General features: G+C 67.1%; 18 protein-coding genes. 12 read left to right on the top strand and 6 right to left on the bottom strand.

The window, feature by feature from the left end:
• Positions 1–19: 19 nt before the first annotated feature.
• Entirely contained in the window at positions 20–2,545 is a 2,526-nt protein-coding gene (locus ACWPXE_RS16870) for a PAS domain S-box protein (protein WP_454018728.1), read from the top strand.
• Positions 2,546–2,572: 27 nt separating this feature from the next.
• On the opposite strand, the gene ACWPXE_RS16865 is transcribed toward ACWPXE_RS16870, so the two are convergent.
• A complete protein-coding gene (locus ACWPXE_RS16865; protein ID WP_454018727.1) occupies positions 2,573–3,076 on the bottom strand; it encodes a class I SAM-dependent methyltransferase in 504 nt (167 codons plus the stop codon).
• 223 nt (positions 3,077–3,299) lie between these two features.
• On the opposite strand from ACWPXE_RS16865, the gene recA reads away from it, so the two are divergent.
• Positions 3,300–4,379, top strand: coding sequence for a recombinase RecA (gene recA / locus ACWPXE_RS16860; protein WP_014240962.1), 1,080 nt, complete (start codon positions 3,300–3,302; stop codon positions 4,377–4,379).
• Positions 4,380–4,471: 92 nt separating this feature from the next.
• Here recA and ACWPXE_RS16855 read toward each other — a convergent pair whose 3' ends face one another.
• Positions 4,472–5,329: a transporter gene (locus ACWPXE_RS16855; RefSeq protein WP_454018726.1), complete on the bottom strand. Its 858-nt coding sequence runs from the start codon at positions 5,327–5,329 to the stop codon at positions 4,472–4,474.
• 660 nt (positions 5,330–5,989) lie between these two features.
• On the opposite strand from ACWPXE_RS16855, the gene alaS reads away from it, so the two are divergent.
• Positions 5,990–8,659 (top strand): alanine--tRNA ligase, encoded by a 2,670-nt coding sequence (alaS, locus tag ACWPXE_RS16850; protein WP_454018725.1) that lies wholly within the window; start codon positions 5,990–5,992, stop codon positions 8,657–8,659.
• On the opposite strand, the gene ACWPXE_RS16845 is transcribed toward alaS, so the two are convergent.
• Positions 8,656–9,057: an Mpo1-like protein gene (locus tag ACWPXE_RS16845; protein ID WP_454018724.1), complete on the bottom strand. Its 402-nt coding sequence runs from the start codon at positions 9,055–9,057 to the stop codon at positions 8,656–8,658. The genes alaS and ACWPXE_RS16845 overlap by 4 nt on opposite strands.
• 116 nt (positions 9,058–9,173) lie before the next feature.
• Here ACWPXE_RS16845 and ACWPXE_RS16840 point away from each other — a divergent pair, with 116 nt between their 5' ends.
• The 4 genes from ACWPXE_RS16840 (at position 9,174) to ACWPXE_RS16825 (ending at position 12,414) form a co-directional block, all read left to right on the top strand.
• Positions 9,174–10,019 carry an AAA family ATPase gene (locus tag ACWPXE_RS16840; RefSeq protein ID WP_200776143.1) on the top strand — a complete coding sequence of 282 codons (846 nt, stop codon included), beginning with the start codon at positions 9,174–9,176 and terminating at the stop codon, positions 10,017–10,019.
• 355 nt (positions 10,020–10,374) lie between these two features.
• On the top strand, positions 10,375–11,340 hold the full coding sequence (locus tag ACWPXE_RS16835) for a pyridoxal-phosphate dependent enzyme (protein WP_454018723.1): 966 nt from the start codon (positions 10,375–10,377) through the stop codon (positions 11,338–11,340).
• Between the two features lie 99 nt (positions 11,341–11,439).
• Positions 11,440–11,790 carry a hypothetical protein gene (locus ACWPXE_RS16830; protein WP_454018722.1) on the top strand — a complete coding sequence of 117 codons (351 nt, stop codon included), beginning with the start codon at positions 11,440–11,442 and terminating at the stop codon, positions 11,788–11,790.
• Between the two features lie 123 nt (positions 11,791–11,913).
• A complete protein-coding gene (locus ACWPXE_RS16825; RefSeq protein WP_454018721.1) occupies positions 11,914–12,414 on the top strand; it encodes a DUF6803 family protein in 501 nt (166 codons plus the stop codon).
• Between the two features lie 51 nt (positions 12,415–12,465).
• On the opposite strand, the gene ccoG is transcribed toward ACWPXE_RS16825, so the two are convergent.
• Together ccoG and ACWPXE_RS16815 are read right to left on the bottom strand one after the other, a co-directional pair.
• On the bottom strand, positions 12,466–13,932 hold the full coding sequence (ccoG, locus tag ACWPXE_RS16820; RefSeq protein ID WP_454018720.1) for a cytochrome c oxidase accessory protein CcoG: 1,467 nt from the start codon (positions 13,930–13,932) through the stop codon (positions 12,466–12,468).
• A gap of 105 nt (positions 13,933–14,037) precedes the next feature.
• Entirely contained in the window at positions 14,038–14,589 is a 552-nt protein-coding gene (locus tag ACWPXE_RS16815) for an HD domain-containing protein (protein WP_200528348.1), read from the bottom strand.
• 67 nt (positions 14,590–14,656) lie between these two features.
• On the opposite strand from ACWPXE_RS16815, the gene ACWPXE_RS16810 reads away from it, so the two are divergent.
• The 4 genes from ACWPXE_RS16810 (at position 14,657) to ACWPXE_RS16795 (ending at position 19,267) form a co-directional block, all read left to right on the top strand.
• Positions 14,657–15,850, top strand: a complete 1,194-nt coding sequence (locus ACWPXE_RS16810) for a vWA domain-containing protein (protein WP_454018719.1) — start codon at positions 14,657–14,659, stop codon at positions 15,848–15,850.
• 482 nt (positions 15,851–16,332) lie between these two features.
• Entirely contained in the window at positions 16,333–18,024 is a 1,692-nt protein-coding gene (locus tag ACWPXE_RS16805) for a methyl-accepting chemotaxis protein (RefSeq protein ID WP_454018718.1), read from the top strand.
• 133 nt (positions 18,025–18,157) lie between these two features.
• Complete coding sequence (locus tag ACWPXE_RS16800) at positions 18,158–18,862, top strand: regulator of G-protein signaling domain-containing protein (RefSeq protein WP_237903214.1); 705 nt, start codon at positions 18,158–18,160, stop codon at positions 18,860–18,862.
• An 84-nt stretch (positions 18,863–18,946) separates the two neighbouring features.
• Entirely contained in the window at positions 18,947–19,267 is a 321-nt protein-coding gene (locus tag ACWPXE_RS16795; protein ID WP_454018717.1) for an antibiotic biosynthesis monooxygenase family protein, read from the top strand.
• Positions 19,268–19,281: 14 nt separating this feature from the next.
• Here ACWPXE_RS16795 and ACWPXE_RS16790 read toward each other — a convergent pair whose 3' ends face one another.
• Positions 19,282–19,761 (bottom strand): phosphate-starvation-inducible PsiE family protein, encoded by a 480-nt coding sequence (locus tag ACWPXE_RS16790; RefSeq protein WP_237903215.1) that lies wholly within the window; start codon positions 19,759–19,761, stop codon positions 19,282–19,284.
• Between the two features lie 250 nt (positions 19,762–20,011).
• Here ACWPXE_RS16790 and ACWPXE_RS16785 point away from each other — a divergent pair, with 250 nt between their 5' ends.
• Entirely contained in the window at positions 20,012–21,457 is a 1,446-nt protein-coding gene (locus ACWPXE_RS16785; RefSeq protein ID WP_454018716.1) for an NADP-dependent isocitrate dehydrogenase, read from the top strand.
• The last annotated feature ends 73 nt before the right edge of the window (positions 21,458–21,530 follow it).

Raw genomic sequence — 21,530 nt, 5'->3', positions numbered from 1 at the left:
CGGCTGACCTGGAGTTCCGGTGGACGACACGACCTCTTCCTTTGCCGACAGCGCTCCCGCCGGCCAACGCCCCGATGGTGCCGCGGGGGTGGGGGAACGGCCCGGCGGCGGCTTCGCCACCGCGGTTCTGGCGGTCCTTCTTCTGGCCGGGCTGGGCGCCGCGGGGACTGGGGTGGTTCTGGACCGCGACCCGCTGGCCTGGGCCGGCCTGACCACCGCGGGAGCGGGAGCCTTGGCTTTGGCGATCCGCATGGTCCGCGCGCGGCGGCGGGTGGCCCGCGTCGGTTCCCTGCTGGGCAGCGCGCTGGAGGGGCTTCCCTCCGGCCAGCTCGTCTGCGACGGCGCCGGGCATGTGGTCTTCGTCAACAGCACCTTCCGCTCGCTGACCGGCTGGAGCGAGGGCGAGCCGCCGCTGCGTGCGCTCGAACGCCAGTTCGCCGACGATGCGGACAGCGCCGACGCCTTCCGCCGCCTTTGCGAGCGGGTGAAGGGCGGCTATTCCGGTTCCATCGAGCTGGTGGTCCGCCAGCAGGGGCGCGCTGCCGAATGGCGCCGCATCCAGGGGCAGCCCATCGATGGACACGCCGGGGCGGTGATGTGGCGCGTCGAGGACATCACCGCGCGGCGGGAGCTGGAGCAGGTGACGCGGCGCGAGCAGACCCAGCTCATCGATTTCATGGACCACGCGCCGATCGGCTTCTTCTCGGTGGACCAGGACGGGCACTTCCAGTTCGTCAACGCGACCCTGGCGAAGTGGCTGGGCTGCGCGCCGGAGGATCTGGTCGAGGGCGGGCGCCGCCTTCACGACGTTCTGGCCCATCCGCCCGCCGTTTCCGCTCCCTACGACTTCCTGGAGGGCGGCGGGCTGGAGCAGCGCGGCGAGATCGCCATGGACGGGCTCCAGGGCCGCCGCTTCCAGGCCTATGTCGCGCAGAGCGTGGTGAGGGGCGAGGACGGGCGGATTTCGCACACCCGCTCCGTCGTGCGCGACCTGACGCCGGAACGCGAGTGGCAGGAGGCCCTGCGGCTGTCCGAACAGCGCTTCCAGCGCTTCTTCGAGGACGCGCCGATCGGCATCGCCCTGGTGGACGAGGGCGGGCGGCTGGCCGAGTGCAACCAGGCCTTTCTGGCGCTGATCGGCAGCGATGCCGGCAACGTCCTCGGACGGGGCATGGCCGACCTGATCGTCCCGGCGGAGCGCGCCATGGTGTCCGAGCGGCTGACCGCCGTGCAGGGCGGTTCCGACCCCACCGCCCCGCTGGAGGTGAGGCTGACCGGCGGGCGCGAGCTGGTGGCCCAGCTCTACGCGCGGCGGCTCGGCGGGGTGGGGCCGGAAGGGGCGGCGGGGCTGATCCTGCATTTCATCGACATGACCGAGCGCAAGGGGCTGGAGGCCCAGTTCGCCCAGTCGCAGAAGATGCAGGCGGTCGGCCAGCTGGCCGGCGGCGTCGCCCACGACTTCAACAACTTGCTGACCGCGATGATCGGCTTCTGCGATCTGCTGCTGCTGCGCCACAAGCCGGGCGACCAGTCCTTCAGCGACATCATGCAGATCAAGCAGAACGCCAACCGCGCGGCCAACCTCGTGCGGCAGCTCCTGGCCTTCTCGCGCCAGCAGACGCTGCAGCCGCGCATCCTCAGCGTGACCGATGTGCTGGCCGAGCTTGGCAACCTGATGCGCCGGCTGATCGGCGAGAACATCGAGCTGAAGATGCTCCACGGCCGCGACATCGGCTACGTCAAGGTGGACCAGAACCAGCTCGAGCAGGTGATCATCAACCTTGTGGTCAACGCGCGCGACGCCATGGCCGGTGGCGGGCGACTGACCATCGTCACCTCCAACCATGTGGTGGAACAGGCGCAGCGCCGCGAGCACGAGACCATTCCGGCCGGCGACTACGTGTCCATCGAGGTGATCGACACCGGCTGCGGCATTCCCAAGGAGAATCTCCAGCGCATCTTCGAGCCCTTCTTCACCACCAAGGGCGTGGGGTCCGGCACCGGCCTGGGGCTGTCCACCGTCTACGGCATTGTCCGCCAGACCGGCGGCTTCGTGCTGGTCGAGTCGGAGAAGGGGGAGGGGACGACCTTCACCATCCTGCTGCCCCGCCACAAGGGCGAGGCGCGCCCCGACCAGGGCGAGCCGCGGGAGCGGCGCGGCAGCGACCTGACCGGCTCCGGCACCATCATGCTGGTGGAGGACGAGGACGCCGTGCGCGTCTTCTCCGCCCGCGCGTTGCGCAACAAGGGTTATCAGGTCCTGGAGGCCAAGAACGGCGAGGCCGCGTTGCAGCAGATCGGCACGGACGGCAACCGCATCGACCTGCTGATCACCGACGTGGTGATGCCGCAGATGGACGGACCGACCCTGGCTCGCCATGTCCGGCAGGTGCGGCCCGACATGCGGGTGATCTTCATCTCCGGCTACGCCGAGGACCGGCTGGGCGAAATCGACGGGGTCGAGGTCGCCCACTTCCTGCCCAAGCCCTTCTCCCTGAAGCAGTTGGCTTCCAAGGTGAAGGAGGTCATCCGGGACGGCAAATAGCGGTGGCCGGGGAGGCCGCGGCGCCGTCTATCCGACGCGCCAGCCGTGATAGGTCCAGCGTTCCGTTCCCGGAACGTCGAGAGCCTCCCACCCGTGACGGCCGGTGCCGATCGGGCGGTCTGACAGGACGAGCGCGCCCGGCGCCAGGAAAGGTTCGGCCAGCCCGCCGATCCACTGGCGGATGCCGTCCTCGTCGTCTTCCTGCGCGCTGCCGATGTCGGCGTGGGCCAGCCGAACCGCACCGCGGAAGCGCTCCGCCGCGGCAGGCAGCGTGTCCCGGAAATCGCCGAGGAAAAGTCGGTCCTCGTCCGGCCGCAGGGAGGCGGGAACGCGCGCCCACATGTCGAAGACCAGGATGTCGCGTGGTGGGAACAGGCTGCGCAGATGGTCGTAGGTGCGGCCCTTTCCCAGGCCGATCTCCATCACCAGGCCAGGGGTTCCTGCAACGCAGCCGGCGGCCCAGCCGAGGGCGACGCGCTGGGTGGTGAGGCGGTCGATCATGCGGTCGAGCGTGGAGTGGACGGTCGTCATGCGTGGCTCTTCGGGAGGCGTTGGCGGAGCATCTCCTCTTGAACGCCGCAGTTGGAATTCCGTTGCACGGCGCCGAATCGTTCCTAACTTACGATGAGAACATTCGCGGAACTTAGGGCTTTGCGAAGAGGAACAAAGCTGGTACATTCCCTCTCACCGAATGACCGTTGGTGAGATCGTTGGCCCTGGGGCCGCGGATGTGATCTAACAAGGGGAGACGGGCATGTCGTCCGCACAGCTTCGTTTGGTCGAGAAGGATTCCATGGATAAGCAGAAGGCCCTGGATGCCGCTCTGGCGCAGATCGAGCGCGCCTTTGGCAAGGGCTCGATCATGAAGCTCGGCGCCCGCGAGAACACGGTCGAGACGGAGGTCGTTTCCACCGGCTCTCTCGGCCTCGACATCGCGCTGGGCATCGGCGGCCTGCCGCGCGGCCGCATCATCGAGATTTACGGGCCGGAAAGCTCGGGCAAGACGACGCTGGCGCTGCACGCCATCGCCCAGGCCCAGAAGGGCGGCGGCACCTGCGCCTTTGTGGACGCGGAGCACGCCCTGGACCCGTCCTATGCCCGCAAGCTGGGCGTGAACGTGGACGAGCTGCTGATCTCCCAGCCCGACGCCGGTGAGCAGGCTCTGGAGATCGCCGACACGCTGGTGCGCTCCGGCGCCGTCGACGTGCTGGTGGTCGACTCGGTGGCAGCATTGGTGCCGCGCGCCGAGCTGGAAGGCGAGATGGGCGACAGCCACGTCGGCCTGCACGCCCGCCTGATGAGCCAGGCGCTGCGCAAGCTGACCGGCTCCATCGCCAAGTCGAACTGCCTGGTGATCTTCATCAACCAGATCCGCCTGAAGATCGGCGTGATGTTCGGCAACCCGGAGACGACGACGGGCGGCAACGCGCTGAAGTTCTACGCCTCCGTCCGTCTGGACATCCGCCGCATCGGCGCGATCAAGGACCGCGAGACGGTGGTGGGCAACCAGACCCGCGTCAAGGTGGTGAAGAACAAGATGGCCCCGCCGTTCCGCGTGGTCGAGTTCGACATCATGTACGGCGAGGGCGTGTCGAAGGTGGGCGAGCTTCTCGACCTCGGCATCCAGGCCGGCGTGGTGGAGAAGTCGGGCGCGTGGTTCAGCTACGACGGCACCCGGATCGGCCAGGGCCGCGAGAACGCCAAGAACTACCTGCGCAACAACCCGGCCACGGCCGACGCCATCGAGGCGAAGATCCGCGGCAACGCCGGCCTTGTCGCCGACGCCATGATGGGCACCCCGGAGGCCGACGGCGAGGCCGCCACGCCGGAGTGATTCGGGCGTTCCGTTGCCGACAGAATGGCCCCTCTCCGGTTCGCTGGAGAGGGGCCTTTTCTTTGTGCGGAGAGCTGGAGAAATGGTTCCGCTTAGAACGGAACGATCAGGCGGCCCCAGGCGCGGGTGTCCTTGCCGCCGTAGTTGGTCTCGCTGACCGTGCGGGTCAGGTAGCCCTGCAGGATCACCTTGTCGAAGTTGTAGCCGGCCAGGGCACCCAGGGCGATCTGGTCCTGCTTCCGGTAGGTGGAGGTCGGCTTGTTCAAATCCCAGGAGGCGAAGCCGACCGGGCCGACCGTCCACTTTCCGAAATTCTTCGTGGCGGTGATGTCGATGTTCAGGAAGTCCGGGTTGAGCGTCCGCGATTCCGAACGGGTGTGGATGCCGTAGATCGCGTTGGCGGTCAGGTTCCAGTCGTCGGCGGTGTAGCTGATGCCCAGGCGCTGGTTGATCGAGGTCGAGTCGAAGCCCAGCTTGTTGCCCACCGGCAGATAGACGCCCAGCAGGTAGCTGACGCCGAGGCCGTTCCCCAGGTCCCACGCCAACTGGCTCGCCAGGAACGGGTTGTAGATGCCGCTCGTGTAATCGCTGTTCTGGACGCCCACGGCAAGTGCCGGCAGGGCGGCCAGCAACTGGAGGCGGGCACCCAGGACCTTGGCAGGCGTCGCCCAGGCCAGCACCGGAATGTTCACCGCCAACGTGGTGTCGGGAGCGCCGTTCTGGCCCTCGCGGACACCCCAGTTGAAGGTGTCGACGAAATAGACGCCTTCCGGCAACGGTGCGCCGACTGCGAGGCCGATGGTTTCGCCCGGTTGGGTCACCGATCCCGCCAATGCCGGGGAGCCCGCCGTCAGGCACAACCCCGTCATGCAGGCCGCTGCCGCGACGCTGCTCTTGAAGGCCAGAGAATCGATGGATTTGCGCAGCTTGGAGCCAAGATCATTCAGCATCGTGTTTGCTCTTTCCGTATGCGGTGCCGTTCCCGCAAGTAAATTGAGGGGTTTGCGTGCCGTATTGGCGAGTAAGGAGGGGGGCAGTTTATGACGGCTTTTATTCGTGTGATGTTTTCTAATACGCTTGATGTGTCATGGGGATACAATGGCACTTTCGTTTGAAGCATTGCGTTGTTTTTGTGATTTCTGCTTCGCAGTTGCAGAATCTCTGGGTTGTGAATGAGGGTTTTGAGAAAAAATGAAGAGCCTATTGAGCGGGTTCGTCTCTTGACCCTTGGAAGAACGTCCAATGGGTAATGATTTGAAAATAAAAGGCAGCGCGGTTTTGTGGTGGAAATTTAAAAATTATGTAATACTAAAGAACAATGTGGCCGATTCGAAGTCTCAAGTTTCTGTTTTTAATGATTTCGCGGTGCGGTATGAGAATTTCACCGCAAATAGGACTTTCGATCAAACGATATTCAAAGATGAAGCGCGTTGACTGCGCCGCTTGGGCCAAGCCCGCCGGGGGTGGAGTGCGAGGCCTGTGCCATCGCGGTCCGCAGCGCCGCTGGCACTCTGTGGACAGCCACACCAACTCACGTTAAAAGCACGGTTCGGCCGCGACAAGGCCGCGCCGCCGACTGTAGCCGACCGTAGCCGGAGCCTGGACAGCTTATGAAGACCGCCAACGACATCCGCCGCACGTTCCTGGACTTTTTCGCGAAGAACGGCCACCAGATCGTGGAGTCGTCGCCGCTGGTTCCGCGCAACGACCCGACGCTGATGTTCACGAACGCCGGCATGGTGCAGTTCAAGAACGTCTTCACCGGGGCGGAGCAGCGGCCCTATTCGCGCGCGACCACCTCGCAGAAATGCGTGCGCGCGGGCGGCAAGCACAACGACCTGGACAATGTCGGCTACACGGCGCGGCACCACACCTTCTTCGAGATGCTGGGCAATTTCTCGTTCGGAGACTACTTCAAGGACGACGCGATCGCCTTCGCCTGGAACCTCGTGACGAAGGAGTTCGGGCTGCCGGCGGACAAGCTGCTGGTCACCGTCCACAGCTCCGACGAGGACGCGGCGGGGATCTGGCGCAAGGTGGCCGGCCTGTCGGACGACCGCATCATCCGCATCCCGACCGACGACAATTTCTGGCGCATGGGCGACACCGGACCCTGCGGTCCCTGCTCGGAGATCTTCTTCGACCACGGCCCGCACATCGCCGGCGGTCCTCCGGGCTCGCCCGACCAGGACGGCGACCGCTTCATCGAGATCTGGAACCTCGTGTTCATGCAGTATGAACAGCGCGGTCCGGACGATCTCGTCGCTCTGCCGAAGCCGTCCATCGACACCGGCATGGGGCTGGAGCGTCTGGCGGCCGTGCTCCAGGGCAAGCACGACAATTACGACATCGACCTGATGCGGGCGCTGATCGTGGCCTCCGCCGAGGCGACGAAGACCGCGCCCGACGGCGCGCACGCCGTTTCGCACCGCGTCATCGCCGACCATCTGCGCTCCTGCTGCTTCCTGATCGCCGACGGCGTGCTGCCGTCGAACGAGGGCCGCGGCTACGTGCTGCGCCGCATCATGCGCCGCGCCATGCGCCACGCCCACATGATCGGCGCGCGAGAGCCGCTGATGCACCGTCTCGTTCCGGCGCTTATCCAGCAGATGGGCGACGCCTATCCGGAGCTGAACCGCGCCCGCGCCCTGATTGTCGAGACGCTGAAGCTGGAGGAGACCCGCTTCAAGCAGACTTTGGAGCGCGGCCTGCGCCTGCTGGAGGACGAGGTCGGTCGCCTGGGCGAGGGGCAGCCGCTGCCTGGCGACGTCGCCTTCAAGCTGTACGACACCTATGGCTTCCCGCTCGACCTGACCCAGGACGTGCTGCGCACCCAGGGCCGCCCGGTCGATGAGAGCGGCTTCAAGGCCGCCATGGACGAGCAGCGCCGCAAGGCCCGCGAGTCCTGGGCCGGCTCGGGCGAAGCGACGACCGAGAAGCTGTGGTACGAGCTGAAGGACGAACTGGGCGCCACGGAATTCTTCGGCTACGACACCGAGGTCGCCGAGGGCAAGGTGACGGCCATCGTCAAGGGCGACACCCGCGTCGAGCAGGCCGCCGCCGGGGACGAGGTGCTGGTCATCGTGAACCAGACGCCCTTCTACGGCGAGTCGGGCGGTCAGGTTGGCGATGCCGGCGTGATCTTCTCCGCCGAGGGCACCGAGGTCGCCGTCTCCGACACCCAGAAGAAGCTGGGCGCCGTCTGGGCCCATGTCGGCACGGTTACCAAGGGCACGCTGAAGGTCGGCGACGTGGTGGAGTTGCGCGTCGATACGGAGCGCCGCTCGGCCATCCGCGCCAACCACTCGGCCACCCACCTGCTGCACGAGGCGCTGCGCCGCCGCTTGGGCGAGCATGTCACCCAGAAGGGCTCGCTGGTTGCCCAGGAGCGCCTGCGCTTCGACATCAGCCAGCCGACCGGCCTGACTCCGGCCGACATCGCCGCGGTCGAGGACGAGGTGAACCGCCGCATCCTCGGCAACAGCGAGGTCGTCACCCGCCTGATGTCCCCGGACGAGGCCCGCGCGTCGGGTGCCATGGCCCTGTTCGGCGAGAAGTACGGCGACGAGGTGCGCGTCGTCTCCATGGGCGGCCCGCACGGTGAGCTGGACCGCGACTATTCCATCGAGCTGTGCGGCGGCACCCACGTCCGCCGCACTGGCGACATCGGCCTGTTCACGATCGTCGCCGAGGGCGCCGTCGCCGCGGGCGTGCGCCGCATCGAAGCGCTGACCGGCACCGGCGCCAAGGCTTGGCTGTCGGAGCGCGACCATCTGCTGACCGAGGCCGCGTCCGTCCTGAAGGTCCGTCCGGAGGACGTCCCGTCGCGCCTCGCCGCTCTGGTCGACGAGCGCAGGAAGATGGAGCGCGAGCTGGCCGAACTCCGCCGTCAGGTGGCGATGGGGGGTGGTGCGAAGGCCGACGGCGGCAACGAGGCCAAGGACATCGCGGGCATCAAGTTCGCCGCCCGCGTGGTCGAGGGCCTGCCGGCCAAGGACTTGAAGCCGATGGCCGACGAGCTGAAGAAGCAGGTCGGTTCCGGCGTCGTCGTTCTGATCGCGTCGAACGAGGGCAAGGCGTCCATCGTTGTCGGCGTCACCGACGACTTGACGGCCAAGATCAGCGCCGTGGATCTTGTGCGCGTCGGTGCGGAGGCTCTGGGCGGGAAGGGTGGCGGCGGCCGTCCGGACATGGCCCAGGCCGGCGGCCCGGACGCCGCGCTGGCGCCCGCCGCCGTCGAGGCCATCGAGAAGGCGCTGGCGGCGAAGGCCGCCTCCTAATAACTGCGTTTCTCGTCCGAGGGCACCGGCGCCAACGCGGGTGCGCCCGGCGGGCGCCGGCGAATGACGAGACCGGGACGGTCGGGAATGCCGTAGCGCCGGTATTCCCGCGCCAGCTGTCCGGTCAGCGCCAGCCCGGCCATGCGGACGTCCGCGGCCAGCGAGGCCAGTGGAGCGTCCAGCGTCTTGGGCCGGTTGCGCTCCACCAGGAAATGGCCCAGCCACGCCGCGCCGTAGCCGACCAGCGGCGCCGCCACGAGCGCCCGCCAGTCGCGGCGGGCCAGTCCTACCCCAAGCAGGGCCGCCGCCGACAGCGTGCCGGCGACGTGCAGTGCCCGGTTCGTCGGGTCGCGGTGCTGTTCCAGATAATCGGGCCAAAAATTCGGATCGGTCGCCATGGCGGACTCCTTCCGCGGGGGAACGCTGGGCGGCTCGTGGCGGTTCCGTCTTGCATGACGCCCGCCGTGCTGGAAGGATGCGCGGGTCAACGAACGATACCGTGGAACCGACAGGCATGCGCTTCACCGGCACCGACTCCTACGTCGCCACCGACGACCTGATGGTGGCCGTAAACGCCGCCATCACGCTTGAGCGCCCGCTGCTGGTGAAGGGGGAGCCGGGAACCGGCAAGACCGTGCTGGCCCAGGAGGTCGCCCGCGCCCTGAACAAGCCGCTGCTCGCCTGGCACATCAAGTCCACCACCAAGGCGCAGCAGGGGCTCTACGAGTACGACGCGGTCAGCCGCCTGCGCGACAGCCAGCTTGGCGAGGAGCGGGTGCACGACATCGGCAACTACATCGTGCGCGGCAAGCTGTGGGAGGCGTTCGATGCGCCGGAACCCCCCGTGCTGCTGATCGACGAGATCGACAAGGCCGACATCGAGTTTCCCAACGACCTGCTGCTCGAACTCGATCGCATGGAGTTCCACGTCTACGAGACGCGGCAGACGGTCAAGGCGGCCCGGCGCCCCCTCGTCATCATCACCTCCAACAACGAGAAGGAACTGCCGGACGCCTTCCTGCGCCGCTGCTTCTTCCACTACATCCGCTTCCCCGACCGCGACACCATGGAGCGGATCGTGGATGTCCATTATCCCGGCCTGAAGCAGGACCTGCTGCGCGAGGCGATGTCGCTGTTCTACAGCCTGCGCGAAGTGCCGGGCTTGAAGAAGAAGCCCTCCACCTCGGAGCTGCTCGACTGGATCAAGCTGCTGATGGTCGAGGACGTGGACCCCGAGACCCTGCGCGCCAAGGACGCCCGCAGCCTGATCCCGCCGCTGTGCGGCGCGCTCCTGAAGAACGAGCAGGACGTGCATCTGCTGGAACGGCTGGCTTTTCTCGCCAAGCGGGAAGGGCGCTAGGAAGCGCTTGACCGCGGCCGTCCTTCTGGGGCAGCCTGGACCCATGCAATCGACCCCGCACCTGAACCGAATGCGAATTACCGCCCCGGCGCTCTGACAGAGGGCGCCGGACCGCGAGCGTTCGTTTTCGCAATCTGGTGTGGAGTGTGGCGTGTCCGTGCGCCCTGGGTCTTCCGGAACCCGCAATCCGGTTCATCACGATCCCCTGACCTGTTCCTTCGTGCGTCCGTTGCGCCTTCCGGCGGAGCGAATGCGGGGCTCTGCGCGAATTATCGTCCCGGTCCGCTGACGCGGGCCGGGTTTCGCGCCTTCCTTTTCCGCCCCCGTTCGTTCCCTCCGCCCGAGGACTCCCGCGATGCCGTCCGCGCACGCCACCCGTCTGCCTTCCGTTTCCTGTCGCCGCGACACCGAAGACCGTTTGCCGCCCTGGCTTCCCCTCTCCGCCATCGAGGATGCCGCCGAGCGTTTGAGCGGGCGGATCGTCCGCACGCCGCTGCTGCACGCTCCAACGCTGGGGCGTGACGTCTGGCTGAAGGCCGAGACCTTCCAGGCGACCGGCGCCTTCAAGGAGCGCGGCGCCCTGAACCGCCTGCTGCGTCTGACGGCGCTGGAGCGCGCGGCGGGCGTCGTCGCCATGTCGGCGGGCAACCACGCCGCCGGACTGGCGCTGCACGCCCAGCGGCTGGGGGTGGCGGCGACCATCGTCATGCCAGTCACCGCGCCGCGCTGCAAGGTGGAGCGGACGGAGGCGTTGGGTGCCGAAGTCGTTCTGTCCGGATCCAGCGTGGGGGAGGCGAAGGCTCGCGCGCTGCAACTGGCGGCGGAGCGGCGTCTGACCTTCGTGCATCCCTACGACGACCCGGACGTGATCGCGGGACAGGGGACGGTGGGGCTGGAGGTGCTGACCGACCGCCCGGACCTCGACAGGCTGGTGGTGCCGGTGGGTGGTGGTGGCTTGCTGGCCGGGATGGCGGCGGCGGTGAAGGCGTGGAAGCCCTCCGTCACCGTGGTCGGGGTGCGGCTGGCGCGGCGGCGGGGGCCGACCTTGGCCGACGGGATCGCGGTGGACGCACTGGGCAAGCTGCCGCAAGCTCTGCTGGCCGGCTTCGTGGACGCCCTGGTCGAGGTGGAGGAGGCGGAGGTCGCGGCGGCGATGCGGACCCTGCACGGCTCCTTCGGCATGGTGGCGGAGGGTGCCGGGGCCGCCGCGGTGGCGGCGCTGCTGGCCGGAAAGGTGCCGGCGGAGGGGCGGACCGTCGCCGTGCTGTCCGGCCGCAACGTGGATTCCGACACGCTGGTGCGGACGCTCGCCGCCGCTTGATCGGCATCAATGACCGCAGGCCGGCGCGGGCCCAGGATTGGCCTACGGGCGCACTGCCGCAAGGGCGGTGTCCACGCAGGCAGAAGACCGGCTGTTCCCGTGACTCGTCTGGTGTCCCTCCTCGCGCTCGTGGTTCTGGCCGTCGGGCTTCTCGGCGGTGCCGTGCCCATGCGCACGCCGGACCTCCCGGCACCGCACTGCGAGTCCACTGCCGTGCAGGATTCCGCGGACTGCGACATCCACCACCCGACGGACAGCCCCGTTCCAGGAAAGACCCACGCCCATGGCACCGCGGGGTGCCTCTGCCTGAGCGGGGCCTGTGACCTGACCGGCCTGCCGGCCCGGGTCGGCGTGCCCTTCGGCCATCGCCTCGCGACCCTGCTTCCCGGCGCGGACGCCGAGCCCGCCGCCGCCGCCCACGCGCCGCCGCTGCCACCGCCGCGCGCCTGATTCCCGCCGTTCCGTCGCCTTTTCCCTGACCTGCGGACGCGCCACGACCCGTGCCTGGACCCGTTTCCGGACTTGTGTCTGTCGAGGCACCGGCGCGCCCGCCGAACACGCGCGAGTCACCCCATGAGCATGACCCACTACATGGAACTGCTGGCCGTCAACCAGCCCTGGAACCTGCTGATCTTCATGGCAGTCCCCGTCATCCTGGCCGAGACGGTGGCGATCAGCGAACTGTACCTGCTCTACACCCGCGACTATGACGGCCCGGTGCGGCGGCTGAACCGCTGGGCCGGCATCACCGTCGGCGTCTATTTTACGGGCGTCTTTGTGTATCTGATGCAGAACGCGGTGGTTCCGCTGACCGCGTCCGGCGGCTGGCGCGGGCCGGCGGACGTGCTGGCGGTGGGCTTCTACCTTGCCGGCATCGTCCCGCTCGGCGGCATCGCGCTCCTGGACCTTGGACTGATCGGTCGGGGCCGCGGCGAGCATGGCCGCATGGCGATCCACGCGGCTTTGGTCGGCCTGTTCCTGATCGTCGCGCACATCGCCATGATCTTCGGGATGCTGGACCCGACGTTGCTCACCGGTGCCGCCGCGGCTGGCGGGGGGCACACGATGCACTGAACGGATGCATCCCCTCGCCCGTCCCCGAGCGGGCGAGGGGACCATTCTCGGTCAGGGCGCCATGAACACGCTGCGGTGCTGGCCGATCTCGCCGCTGGTCAGGTCGCGCGCCAGCACCGTGACGTCGCTGGACCCCGACGTCGCGGCGCCCCGTGGCACACGGACGAAGATGCGGTAGGTTGCCACCGAATCCGCTTCCGCAGCGAGCGTCAGCGCGTTCCCCGACTGGGCGTCCACACTGGCGACTGACAGGTCGGCGTTCGCCAAACCCTCCACCGACAGGCGGTAGGTCCGCGCCTCGTGCGTCTTGTTGAGGATCTTGATGGTGTAGGCGTTCTGCACGTCGCCGTTCGACTGCTGCACATAGAGCGGGGCGCGGTCGCGCAGCACGCTGACGTCCAGCGTCGGGCGCATCGCCAGGGAGATTGCCATGGCGCCGGCCACCACCAGGATGATGAGCGCGTAGATCACCGTGCGCGGGCGCAGCAGGCGCACCGGGGCGGCCTGACCGTCGGCCCTGGCGACCTGGTTGGAGCGGGTGTCGAAGAGGATCAAGTCGCCGGGGCGTCCGACCTGGGCCATTACGTCGTTGCAGGCGTCCACGCACAGGCCGCAGCCGATGCAGGAGATCTGCTGGCCCTTGCGGATGTCGGTGCCGGTCGGGCAGACATGGACGCACAGCTTGCAATCGATGCAGTCGCCCAACCCCTCCGCCGTCCGCTCGTCCCAGCTCTGCGACTTGCGCAGCGGCGCGCGCCCTTCGCCGCGCCAGTCCTGGTAGGTGACGACGTAGGTGTCTTCGTCCACCATCGCCGCCTGGAAGCTGCGCCACGGGCAGACGTAGATGCAGATCTGCTCACGCGCCCAGCCGGCGAAGAAATAGGTGGTGCCGGCGAACAGCCCGGCGAAGGCCAGCACCTTCCACGACACCTCGCCGGTCACGATCTCGCGCAGCAGGGTCGGGGCGTCGTTGAAGTAGAAGATCCAGGCGCCGCCGGTGACCAGGGAGATCGCCAGCCAGATGGCGTGCTTCGACGCCTTCAGCCCCAGCTTGCGCGCCGACAGCGGCGCCTTGTCCAGCCGGATGCGCTCGGTGCGCGGGCCTTCCAGCTTGCGCTCCACCCACATGAACAGGTCGGTCCAGACCGTCTGCGGGCAGGCGTAGCCGCACCAGATGCGGCCGAGCAGGGTGGTGGCGAAGAAGATGCCGAAGGCGCCGATGATGAGAAGGCCGGTCAGATAATAGACCTCCTGCGGCCAGATCTCAATCCAGAAGAAGTAGGCGCGCCGGCCCACCATATCGACCAGCACCGCCTGATCGGGAATGCCCGGCCCGCGCTCCCAGCGCAGCCAGGGCGTGACGTAATAGACGCCGAGCAGGACCGCCAGCGCCAGCCATTTCAGGCGGCGGAAGCGGCCATGGACATCGGCGGCGTAGACCTTGGGGCGATGCACGAACCAGCGCTCGCGCGGCTGGTCGGCGTCGTGGGCGGTGGGGGCATGAGAGTGGAGGGACATGGTGTGCGACCTTGCTTTGACGCGGCGGTCAACCTAGTCCCTCTTTTATAAGGCTTCCGTGATGTAGTCACACTGCGGCAGATCAACCAGCCGGGCGGATAAGGTTCAGACCGTGTCGCCGCGCAGTTCGGCAAGCCCGTCCTCATAGGCGCGGTCGAACAGCGATTCCAGCCGGGCGTCGGTGCCGCGCAGGCCGGCGACGACCGCGTGCGCCCATTCGAAATACTCGATCTTCCGTTCCAGCGGCCAGTCGGCGGGCGGGCTGTGCGCCATCGAGCGCAGGTTGGACACCTTGTCGGCCAGCTTCACCAGCTTGGCGCGGGAGGAGGCGGTGGGGGCGGCGTCGATCTGCCGCTGCTTGCGCTCCGCCTTGCGCAGCCGCTTGTCGTCGGTGGTCTCGGCGACGACGCCGGCGACCTCCGCCCCGAAATGCTGCTCGATCTCCTCGTAGGAGGCGTCGGTGTCCTCCAGCGTGTCGTGCAGCAACGCGGCGATGACCACCACCGGGTCGTTGCCCGCCGTCGCCTCGGCGCACAGGAATGCCACCTCCGACAGGTGGTTGAGGTAGGGCTCGGCGCGCACGCCCTTGCGGCGCTGGTCGATGTGCTTGTGCGCGGCGAACTCCAGCGCGCGGGCGAAGTCGAGAAGGGCTGTCATGGCGTTCCTGGCGGGTCGGCGCTACGATGAGGGCGGATGGGGACGAAACCCCACGGGGGGAGGCGGCATGTTCACGGGTTTCTTCTTCGAACTGCGCAAGGCGGGCGTGCCGGTCTCGCTGAACGAGTACCTGACGCTCATGGAGGCCATGAAGCGCGGCGTCGCCGACTTCCGCGTCGAAGACTTCTATTACCTCAGCCGGGCCTGTCTGGTGAAGGACGAGCGCAATCTCGACCGCTTCGATCGGGTGTTCGGACAGGTCTTCAAGGGGCTGGAAGGGGCGGAGGGCGCCGGGGGCGACGAAATTCCCGTGGTCGACCTGCCGGAGGAATGGCTGCGCAAGCTCGCCGAACGCTTCCTGACCGAGGAGGAGAAGGCGCAGATACAAGCCCTGGGCGGCTGGCAGAAACTCATGGAGACGCTGGCGGAGCGGCTGGCCGAACAGAAGGGGCGGCACCAGGGCGGCTCCAAATGGATCGGAACCGCCGGAACCTCGCCCTTTGGCGCCTACGGCTACAACCCGGAGGGCGTGCGCATCGGCCAGCACGAATCCCGCCACCGCCGCGCCGTGAAGGTGTGGGACAAGCGGGAGTTCCGGAATCTGGACGATCAGGTCGAGATCGGCACCCGCAACATCAAGGTGGCGTTGCGCCGCCTGCGCAAGTTCGCCCGCACCGGGGCGGCCAGCGAACTGGACCTGCCCGGCACCATCCGCGCCACCGCCAGCAACGCCGGCTGGCTGGACCTGAAGATGGTGCCGGAGCGGCACAACACGGTGAAGGTGCTGCTGTTCCTCGACATCGGCGGCTCGATGGACGACCACATCCGGCTGGTCGAGGAGCTGTTCTCCGCCGCGCGGGGCGAGTTCAAGCATCTGGAGCACTTCTACTTCCACAACTGCGTCTACGAGAGCGTGTGGCGCGACAACAAGCGCCGCCACGACGAGCGCACCCCGACCTGGGATGTGCTGCACACCTTTCCCGCCGACTACAAGCTGGTCTTCGTCGGCGACGCGGCGATGAGCCCCTATGAGATCGCCTATGCCGGCGGCAGCGTCGAGCATTGGAACGAGGAGCCGGGGCAGGTCTGGCTGCAGCGGATGCTGTCGGTCTACAGCCGCGCCGTCTGGCTCAACCCCACGCCGGAATCGCGCTGGGGCTACACGGAAAGCACCCGCATGCTGCAGCGGCTGCTGAACGGGCGCATGTACCCGCTGACCTTGCAGGGACTGGACGCCGCGATGCGGGAACTGGTGCGGTAACGACGCTGTCCGGCTGCCGCCTTCGACGGTCGATTGGTTCGTACGGAAACGGATGGCGCGGTGTGGCGTCAGTTGGCGCGATGGGGCACGCCTATGATGGCCGCGTCGAGCAGAACGCCGAAAGGCGTGGCAGCGGACCGTCCGTGGCTGAATCTCAATCTATGGCTGAAAAAATACTCCGCAACGCGCGTATTCATGTTGCGATGTCCCAGTAATTGATCGAATTTCTGAGCATTCTCGAAAGGAAAATGCACGAGTCGCAAAGTTAAGTATCTGAACAATCCTCGGCTCTGTATCTCTATACGATTAAACTCTGGCTAGGTTTTCGTTTGTTTTAAACATTGATCGTCATTTTTGCGGCTTCTCTGCAACATTGAGCGTCAAACATTTATTGAGAATCGTTCTTCCTTGAACGCATACGAGTGCATTACGGAGCATGCGGGCTCTTGTTCACAGCATGCAGTCGATGAGGGTGAGGGGAAATGGAGGGGGTTCTTGCGCGCATCAGCATCAGCGGCAAAATATACAGTGTTGTCGCGATTCTGGGAGTTGTTGCCGCAATCATCGGTGGCGTTGGCTCCATTGGAATGCAGACCTACGACGACAAGTTCGACCAGATTCAGAACTGGTCCCGGCGGGCGCTGATCAACGAGCAGATCAACAGCCTGATTTACAAGGTCGTCATGGACAGCCGCGGCATCTACGCCGCGGATGGAACGGCCGACGCCACGCCCTACGCCAAGAACATCATCGGCGCCACCGGCGAGCTGGAAAAGCTCATGGGAAAGCTGGAGGCTCTGCTGCCGCCGCAAAGCAAGGCTGCGTTCGGTGAGGCCCAGCAGATGGCGCGTGCGTTCGTCCTGCACCGCAACGAGGTTGCCCGCCTTGGGATGGAGGCCAGTCCGGATAAGGCGCGCGAACATGGCGATACCACCGAGGGTCGCGCGATCCGCAGCAAGCTGGGCCAGTTCATGGAGAAGGCCTCCGAACGCAACATGCAGGGCATTGACAAAGCCAATGAAGAGTTGAGCGCTCTGAACAGCCTGATGACGACGCTGATGCTGGTCGTCGGCATCGGCGGCGGCGTCGGCGCGCTGGCGTTGAGCGTCCTGGTCGCGCGCGTCGGCATCTCCCGCCCGATCGCCGGGATCACCGACGTGATGGCCCGTCTGGCGACCGGCGACACGTCGGTGACGGTGCCGGGCCTCGGCCGTGGCGACGAGATCGGCGGCATGGCCAAGGCCGTGGCGGTCTTCAAGGACAATGCCGTGGACCGCGAGCGCATGCGGGTCGCCGAGGAGGCGGAGCGTCGGGCCAAGGAGCGGCGCACCCACGCCGTCGAGGAACTGGTCCAGTCCTTCGACCGGAACGTCTCCGGCATCCTGCGCACCGTCGCCTCCGCCGCCACCGAACTGGAGGCCACGGCGCAGAGCATGCTGACGACCGCTGACCAGACCAAGGGGCAGGCGGCCAGCACGGCGGCGGCGGCCGAACAGGCGTCGGTCAATGTGCAGACCGTCGCCGCGGCGACCAACGAACTGAGCGCGTCGATCAACGAGATCAGCGGTCAGGTGACGCGCTCCACCAGCATCGCCGGCCACGCGGTGGGTGAGGCGCAGCAGACCAACGAGCGCGTCCAAGGCCTCGTCGCGCAGGCGCAGCGGATCGGCGACGTGGTGAAGCTGATCACCGACATCGCCAGCCAGACCAACCTGCTGGCCCTCAACGCGACGATCGAGGCGGCGCGGGCCGGGGAGGCGGGCAAGGGCTTCGCCGTCGTGGCTTCGGAGGTGAAGAACCTCGCCAACCAGACCGCCAAGGCGACCGACGAGATCGCCTCCCAGATCGCCTCCATGCAGGAAGCCACCGGCGGGGCGGCGGCGGCCATCAACGGGATCGGCGACACCATCGGCACCATCAGCGAGATCGCCACGATCATCGCCTCGGCGGTCGAGGAGCAGGGGTCGGCGACCGGCGAGATCGCCCGCAACGTGCAGCAGGCCGCCCAGGGCACCCATCTGGTGACGACCAACATCACCGAGGTCAGCGACGGCGCCACCCAGACCGGCTCTGCCGCCACCCAGGTTTTGGGCGCCGCCGGGGAGCTGTCCCGCCAGTCAGAGAGCCTACGCACGGAGGTGGAGCGCTTCCTGGCCGGCATCCGCGCCGCGTAAGGGGGCGGGGCAGGGGCGTGCGATGGCGCACGCCCCCAATCCATTACCTCCTGAACGGACCGAACGGCGTTTGCCGGACCGAAATCCCGTTTTTATCGTCACGGTCAATTCGTGTTCGAATGGAGGGTTGACCGTGGCGAAATCCTATCTGGCGTCCTGGAAGAAGGCGAAGGACCGCTTCGAGAAGACGACGGGCAAGAAGAAGCCCGATCCCAAGAGCCGTTTCGGCAAGCTGTTCAGCAAGATCAGCTCGACCGGCCTGGAAGGTGCGCTGAAGAGCTACGACGCCGCCACGACCGTGCAGGATGCGCAAAAGCACGCCCGTGCCTTCCAATCCGCGGCAAGCAGCTACATCCCCACGCTCGACGCGGCGGGCAAGGCGGCCAAGCAGGACGGCGACGCGGTTTACGCCGAGGCCTGCGCCGACATGGTGGCGTCGTTGAACAAGATCGCCGGCAGCGTCGTGACGGATCTGGAGCGGTTCGACGGCCTGCCGAAGACCATCGACGGCTACTTCAAGTCACCATACTGGTTCAAGCTTCTGAACAAGATCGCCAAGCAGGAAATGTCGCTCGAAAATGTCGAGCTGTACGACAAGATCCTGAAAGGCAAGCTGTCGAAGGCGGAGCCTGCGGAAGAGGCATACAAGGAATACGTGGCCGTCCGCTCACCCAAGGAAGTGAACATCGGGTCGGGAACCCGGAGCGCCTGCAAGAAGTGCGCGGATCAGGGCGCTTGGACCGCCATGCCCTGGGACAAGGTGGCCAAGGATCTGGGCGCCAACCTGGCCGACACCATCGGACGCCTGCACAGCGCGCTCGCCAAGGGCGAGATCTGACGGCCGGGGGCGGTTGACGGGGCGGGCTTCCGCCGTCACTTTGAAGGTTCAGCTTTCTAAGGGACGGTATCGGGAGGCTCCGCCATGTACATCGCCATGAACCGTTTCCGCGTGCGTCCGGACTCGGAGCGGGACTTCGAGGAGGTCTGGCTGAACCGCGAGGTCCATCTGAACACGGTCCCGGGCTTCGTGGAGTTCCACATGCTGCGCGGCCCGCGCTACGAGGACCACCGCCTCTACTCCTCCCACACCGTCTGGGAGTCGGAGGCGCATTTCCAGGCCTGGACCCGCTCGGAGGAGTTCCGCGCCGCCCATCGCGGGGCGGGCGACCGCAAGCCGCTGTATCTCGGCCCGCCGCAGTTCGAGGGCTTCGACGTGATCCAGACCGTGGGGCGCAAAGGCTGAGCCGCCGGATGCGCTCAGCCTTTCAAGGCGTCCTCGTCGCCGATCAGGCGGTGGGCGATGGCGACTGTTATGAGGCCGGCGAGCAGAAGGCCGTACTGCCACAGGCTGGACCAGTCGCCGGTCTGCACGTCGCCCGCCACCGCCTGAACCGGGCGCACGATCAGTTGACGCAGCAGCGTGATCATCGCCACCTCCAGGAAGACCCGCAGGTGGAAGCGGTTGGTACGCACATAGTCAACCTCCGCGGAGATCAGCGCGGACAGCGTCCAGACGATGAACAGCACGCCGAGCGCGTGCAGGAAGCCGAGCGCCAGCTGGTCCTTCTGGAAGGCCGCCCAGGCCTCCACGAAGAATTCCCAGACCACCATGGCACTCGCCGCGACCAGGGCGATCGCCAGAACGACGTGCAGCAGCCCGTTGAAGGACTTCAGGGCGCGGATCAGGCCCTGTTCGAGAAGCGAGTTGGGGGAGGTGCGGGGGAGCGATTGCAGCATCGTGGCTTGTCGCAAGGTCGAAGGGTGCGGGAAGATAGAAGCCCGACCCGGCGGACGCCCCCGCCGTTTTGCCATTGCCGCCATGGGGAAAACGCAAGCATTGCAGATCAGCGTCAAGTCGCCGCATCAATGGTCCCGGCTTTGCAGGTGGAAAAAAGCACCGGCCATTGAACTCCGGGCCTGATTTCGTCTAGGGTCGCCGCGGTCCCTCCGGCTTCGTTCCTTCGAGGGTTCCCCCAGGAGTGAATGGATGCGCGAAACCACCCCCATCACGGTCGCCCGCGGCGACGGCATCGGTCCGGAGATCACCGACGCGGTGCTTCACGTGATGGAGGCCGCCGGCGCCCGCCTGAAGGTGGAGGAGGTGCCGGCGGGCGAGCAGGTTTACCGCCGCGGCCATCTGGGTGGGCTGGACGCCGCCGGCTGGGGGTCGATCCGCCGCACCCGCGTCTTCCTGAAGGGGCCGATCACCACGCCCCAGGGCTATGGCAACAAGTCGCTGAACGTCACCGCGCGCACCACGCTGGGGCTGTTCGCCAACGTGCGGCCCTGCGTGTCGCACCATCCCTATGTCCGCACGCGGCACCCGCGCATGGACGTGGTCATCATCCGCGAGAACGAGGAGGACCTCTACGCCGGGATCGAGCATCGCCAGACCGACGAGGTGATCCAGTCGGTCAAGCTGATCTCCCGGCCGGGGTCGGAGCGCATCGTGCGCTACGCCTTCGACTACGCCCGCGCCAACCACCGGCGCAAGGTGACGGCCTTCGTCAAGGACAACGTCATGAAAATGACGGACGGGCTGTTCCTGAAGATCTTCAACGAGATCGCCGCCGAATTTCCGGAGATCAAGGCCGACCACCTGATCGTCGACATCGGCGCTGCCCGTCTGGCCGACCAGCCGGAGCGCTTCGACGTGATCGTGACGCTGAACCTGTACGGCGACATCGTGTCCGACATCGCCGCCCAGATCACCGGCTCGGTCGGGCTGGCCGGCTCCGCCAACATCGGCGACGCCTGCGCCATGTTCGAGGCGATCCACGGCTCGGCTCCGATGATCGCGGGTCAGGGGATCGCCAACCCGTCGGGGCTGCTGATGGCCGCGGTGATGATGCTGGTCCACATCGGGCAGGGCGACGTGGCGGCGCGGATCCACAACGCTTGGCTCAAGACCATCGAGGACGGCGTCCACACCGTGGACATCTTCAACCGCGGGGTCAGCCGCCAGCGCGTCGGCACCCACGCCTTCGCCGACGCGGTGGTGGAGCGGCTGGGCCAGATGCCGGTGACTCTGCCCACCGTCGGCTATGCCGTCACCGCGCGGCCCGCCTATGAGTCCGGGGTGCGGCTGTCTCCCCGCCGCAAGGCGGTGAAGGAGCTGGTGGGGGTGGACGTGTTCCTGCACTGGCCGGGCGGCAACCCGGACGAGCTGGCCGGGCTGGTGCTGCCGGTGGGCACACCGGCGCTTCGGCTGTCCAGCATCTCCAACCGCTCGCAGAAGGTCTGGCCGGAGAGCAACATCGGCGTCTTCTGCACCGACCACTGGCGCTGCCGCTTCCTGGCGCCGGAGGGCGTGGCGGTCGGCCACCCCGACATCGTCGAGCTGCTGTCGGGTCTGGCCCGCGCCGGTCTGGATTTCACCCAGACCGAGAACCTGTGCAACTTCGACGGCAAGTCCGGCTTCTCGGCCACGTGACGCGCGAAGCGGTGGAATAATCCGCCGCGGCCGGGCGTCCAGACGGGCAGGACATCCTTCCAAGGGGAGCGCC

It is taken from the genome of Azospirillum sp. Marseille-Q6669, assembly GCF_965111635.1.
The sequence above is the reverse complement of the archived record's forward strand: the minus strand, read 5'-3'. Positions and strand labels throughout refer to the sequence as shown.